We start from the raw sequence: 4,592 nt of genomic DNA, 5'->3' as shown, positions 1-4,592 counted from the left end.
CATCCACCTCAGAACTCCGTTCATCCACCTCAGAACTCCGTTCATCCACCTCAGAACTCCGTTCATCCACCTCAGAACTCCGTTCATCCACCTCAAAGACTCATTAACGGAGTTCAAAGACTCATTCATCTAGCTCAAAATGCCCAATGCCCCATGCACAATGCCCAAAATTTAGTTATGAGATGAGCGAAATAGATGACTATGTTCGGGATGATATAAACGCGATCGCCCTGTTGTTGTCGAAAGTGCTGGACTAATTATATAAAGTGTAGTGCGAATTAGTTTTTCTTGATGAGTGCAGTCTGCCATTTGATTTAGAGGAACAACCTTGATTTTTTCATCAGGCCATCCAATGCGAAAGCAAATAGCAATTAGGGTTTCGGCTGGATAGTGTTCGAGTAGTTTTGCTTGGGCATTTTCGACGTGACGCGCACTCAAATACAGGCAAAGGCTAGCCTGATGTGCTGCAAGAGTGGCTAATTCTTCGGCGACGGGGACTTCTGTACGTCCGCTAATGCGTGTCAAAATGATGGTTTGGACTAAACCAGGGACAGTCAACTCTACTTTGAGTTTGGCGGCTGCGGCTTGAAAGGCGCTGATACCTGGGATGACTTCAAACGGGATATTTGCCTCAGCGAGGAGGTGCATTTGCTCGTGGATGGCGCTGTAGAGACTAGGATCGCCAGAATGGAGACGGACTAGAGATTTGTGTTGCGATCGCACCCGATCTATCATAATCGGCAAAATCTCTTCTAAAGTCTGATTCGCAGTTCTAATGATCTCCGCATCTTTTCGGCAAAGTTCTAAAATTTGTTCGGGTACTAAAGAATCAGCAAATAAAATCACATCAGCAACAGCCAGTAGTTTCTGCGCCTTCACCGTCAATAAATCAGGATCTCCAGGGCCTGCTCCCACAATGTACACAGATGGTTCTATGACATATAGTGTTTTTTCATAACTCAGATTTTCACTTTTAAAAGAACACACAGCAATCCCTCAAAAATTTTTTTAATATTTTCTCAGTATCTTTCCGGATTTACCCTCTTTCCCTAGTAGATAGTAATGGTAGATGCACCCTGGTTAAGCCCTAGAGAATACTCTGGGGCATTTTTTATTTTTTAGGGATTGGGAATTCGGCTTTAGTTATTCTTCTCCCCCTACCTCCCCTACCTCCCCTGCCTCCCCTGCTCCCTCATCACCTCATCCCCTCATCTCCCCATTTCCCTTGGGACTAGGAACTACATCGGGTAAAGGGCGTTTAAGTAAGTAAAGCCAAGCTAATCCAATTAATCCGAATAAAATTCCTAGACTACTGACTACTTGTGCCATCCGTAACGGCCCTAGCATCAAGCTATCAGTGCGAAAACCTTCAATCCACAAGCGTCCTAAGCTGTAGGCTGGCCAGTAAACTAAAAATAGCGTGCCTACCTTCAAACGTGGCTTACCAGACAAAGACCGGAAAAACAAAATTATTAATAGCGCAAACACCGCTAAATCCCACAGAGATTCGTAGAGGAAGGTGGGATGGAAGTAATCGAAACTCGCATACTCTAGAGGACGATGATCTGGTGGAATATACAGCTTCCAGGGTAAATTTGTCGGATCGCCAAAAGCTTCAGAATTAAAGAAATTGCCCCAACGTCCGATCGCTTGCCCTAAAATCAGCGAAGGTGCTACTAAATCTGCCAGTTGCCAAAAAGAAACCTGCTTGATTTTGGCAAAGATTAACGCAGCCAAAACGCCACCAAGAATTGCTCCATGAATGGCAATACCTCCTTCCCAGATAGCAAAGATTTTTCCTGGAGTTGGGGCATATTTTGACCACTCAAAAAAAACGTAATATAGCCGTGCGCCAGGAATTGCCCCAATCAACAACCAAAAGAATAAATCGCCTAACAACTCAGGATTAACATTACGGCGCTTTGCCAATTCTTGGGAAAGAATAACGCCAATTAACACTGCTGTGGCAATCAATAAGCCATACCATCGAATACTGAGTGGTCCTAATTTTACCAGAATCGGTCCTGGAGAAGTAAATTGAAACGCCAAGGGCAAGGTGGAAAAATCCAGTGCCATGAAAAATTACCTAGAATAGTTCGTTAACTACCCGCGCACTTTGTTAAGTACGGAGTTTTTTTGGTATCGAATGCTGTAAATGTACTTAAGTAATCTACAATTTCGTGGAGACACAAATAGCAATCCAGCATCCATATTTAGGAGTTTATAGCGGTTTGGTTCAACCTCACCCCCAACCCCTGTTCTTAGTAAGGAAAGGGGAGCGTTTGCTTTACTCAAATGCAGGGTGAGGTTCCGACTATACTGCACCGCTATATTTTCTAACGCCTAGTTGAGCATAACTTGTACCAGCAAAACAATTGAGTTTAGCATTCTTACTCAGAGCGCAAGATGGTAAATTTGAGTAGGTTACACAAAAGAGCTTCGATATAATCACCTAAATAACTTTGATATATCTAAAATTGTGATTGCTATTTATCCTGGTAGCTTCGACCCCATCACCTTGGGACACCTTGACCTCATTGGGCGCGGTAGTCGGCTGTTTGAGCGGGTAATTGTCGCTGTACTGCGGAACCCCAACAAAATGCCACTTTTTAGCGTCCAGCAACGGCTAGATCAGATCAGTCTTTCTACACAACATCTACCTAATATAGAAGTAGATAGCTTTGATGGACTTACCGTCAACTATGCTCAAATGCGACAAGCACAAGTTTTGCTGCGGGGTTTACGGGCTGTGTCAGATTTTGAAGTGGAACTGCAAATGGCTCATACCAATAAAACTCTTTCTACCCAAATAGAAACAGTTTTTCTTGCAACCTCAAATGAGTATAGTTTTTTAAGTAGTAGTGTGGTAAAAGAGATTGCAAGGTTTGGTGGCTCTATCGATCATCTCGTTCCCCCACACATTGCCCTAGATATATACCAATGCTACAATCAGAACTCTCCAATGTTGAACCCAATCTCAACGGAAGCAATCCCTCCCCTCAAGAGTATCTCGGTGGAGAAGGAAACATAGACATTCAGCAGGAACTCAACCGCCTAGAGGAAATGGTTCTCTCTAGTCTCAGGATTCCTCTGATAGGACGCACTCTCATCGATGAAGAAAAGCTGTTAGATCAGCTTGATTACATCCGGCTTGCCTTACCATCGCTTTTTCAACAAGCAGCAGGTATCCTTGACCAAAAGGACGAAATTCTGCTGGAAGCGGAAGAGTATGGACAGCAGGTTGTTGAGGCCGCGCAAGCAAAAAGGGCGCAAATTTTAGCTGAAAGCGATATTATTCACCAGGCCGAACAAGAAGCTGAACAACTGCGGCGACAAGTGCAACAAGAGTGTGAAGCAATAATGCAAGAAACCCTCGCCGAGATTGACCGTAAGCGGTATGCTTGTCAGCAAGAGTTAGACCAAATGCGACAAACTGCGATCGCTCAGGCTCAAGAAATTGAAGATGGTGCTGATGCTTATGCCGATGGCATCCTGGAAAATATTGAGCAGGATCTCAAGCAGATGTTGCGAATTATCACCAACGGACGGCAACAATTGCAAATTGATAACCTTACCCAGCGCAATTCACCTCCAGGTAAGAAAAAATAGAGGTTTTAACGAGAGATGAGAAAAAATTATTGGTTGGGTTTCGCTGTTGCTTAACCCAACAATTTTTATAAATAAAGACTTTTGGTTTTCTATACCTAACTGGTAATAGGTTTAAAATTTGGGCTTGTAATTAAACAGGATTTTTCAAAAATGCTTACTTTGGCTCAAGTTAACTTTGGAGCAAATTCAGCTAGTATACTGGGACTGATTTATTTGCTTTTAGGAGTAGTTTACTTGATTTTTATGGTATTTTGGCTAGTCAAATATGGAGCAAGACTTACGAGTTGGGCTTTAGCACTTTATATTATCCAAGCGATATTTACACCAATTATAATGTTATTGTGTGGGTTGATTTTAACTTTTCAAGGCTGGCGATTAGATCCAATTCTTCAATTTGGGCAACTTTTATTGAGCTTATTAATTATTTACCTACTTATCAAAGATATTGTAATTAATGCAGTTTACAGAAATAGGTGATTTGAGAATTGAGATCATTTAATTAATAATATTTGTGTTTAAAATTCATAAAAATGGGTACTGAAAAAATTACTTAATCCCCAGTCCATAGTATCTTTCACTGCGATCGCGATTGGTTAATTCGCTTTTGCAATTCGGCTTCAATTTCTTCATCTGTGCTACAAAAGACTTTTGGACGTTGCTCTAATCTATCCATGAGAATGTGGAAGGCTTCTACATCTTTGGGATGGTAACGAACCCAGTCTCACAACCCTTCATCAGTCATCGCTTGGTAGTTAGAATCTGTCATGGAAATGTTACTGTGTAAAAGTTTGTAAATAATTTGCGTAGTTCTTGAACCTAAAACAGAATACTGAGATGTAAGTGTTTACTACTTGCCAGATTATTCATTAAAGGAGCATTATCATGAGTACTTTCGGTTCGGTGTTTGTAGGTTTGAACAATAATTTTACTGTCAAAGATGGCGCATGGACTAGTTTTGACAAATATCCACGTCAGCTTGGTGA

5 protein-coding genes and 1 pseudogene are annotated in these 4,592 nt (G+C 41.8%); 3 read left to right on the top strand and 3 right to left on the bottom strand.

The window, feature by feature from the left end; genetic code table 11:
• Positions 1-171: 171 nt before the first annotated feature.
• Positions 172-987, bottom strand: coding sequence for a precorrin-4 C(11)-methyltransferase (cobM, locus tag V7L20_RS25025; protein ID WP_334746667.1), 816 nt, complete (start codon positions 985-987; stop codon positions 172-174).
• A gap of 213 nt (positions 988-1,200) precedes the next feature.
• Positions 1,201-2,076 carry a prolipoprotein diacylglyceryl transferase gene (lgt, locus tag V7L20_RS25020; protein ID WP_334746666.1) on the bottom strand — a complete coding sequence of 292 codons (876 nt, stop codon included), beginning with the start codon at positions 2,074-2,076 and terminating at the stop codon, positions 1,201-1,203.
• A 403-nt stretch (positions 2,077-2,479) separates the two neighbouring features.
• Between lgt and coaD the strand changes: the two genes are divergently transcribed.
• The 3 genes from coaD (at position 2,480) to V7L20_RS25005 (ending at position 4,086) form a co-directional block, all read left to right on the top strand.
• Positions 2,480-3,031, top strand: a complete 552-nt coding sequence (gene coaD / locus V7L20_RS25015) for a pantetheine-phosphate adenylyltransferase (protein WP_334746665.1) — start codon at positions 2,480-2,482, stop codon at positions 3,029-3,031.
• The gene (locus V7L20_RS25010) at positions 2,941-3,609 is read left to right on the top strand and encodes a DivIVA domain-containing protein (RefSeq protein ID WP_334746664.1); all 669 of its coding nucleotides are present in this window, start codon (positions 2,941-2,943) and stop codon (positions 3,607-3,609) included. Before coaD ends, V7L20_RS25010 begins: the two co-directional genes overlap by 91 nt.
• Before the next feature lie 150 nt (positions 3,610-3,759).
• Positions 3,760-4,086, top strand: a complete 327-nt coding sequence (locus tag V7L20_RS25005; protein WP_334746663.1) for a Ycf66 family protein — start codon at positions 3,760-3,762, stop codon at positions 4,084-4,086.
• 97 nt (positions 4,087-4,183) lie between these two features.
• On the opposite strand, the pseudogene V7L20_RS32835 reads toward V7L20_RS25005, so the two are convergent.
• A pseudogene (locus tag V7L20_RS32835) lies at positions 4,184-4,315 on the bottom strand (DUF6887 family protein); the annotation flags it as partial.
• Between the last annotated feature and the right edge of the window lie 277 nt (positions 4,316-4,592).

The sequence above is a fragment of the Nostoc sp. genome (assembly GCF_036916735.1).
GTDB lineage: Bacteria > Cyanobacteriota > Cyanobacteriia > Cyanobacteriales > Nostocaceae > Nostoc.
The sequence above is the reverse complement of the archived record's forward strand: the minus strand, read 5'-3'. Positions and strand labels throughout refer to the sequence as shown.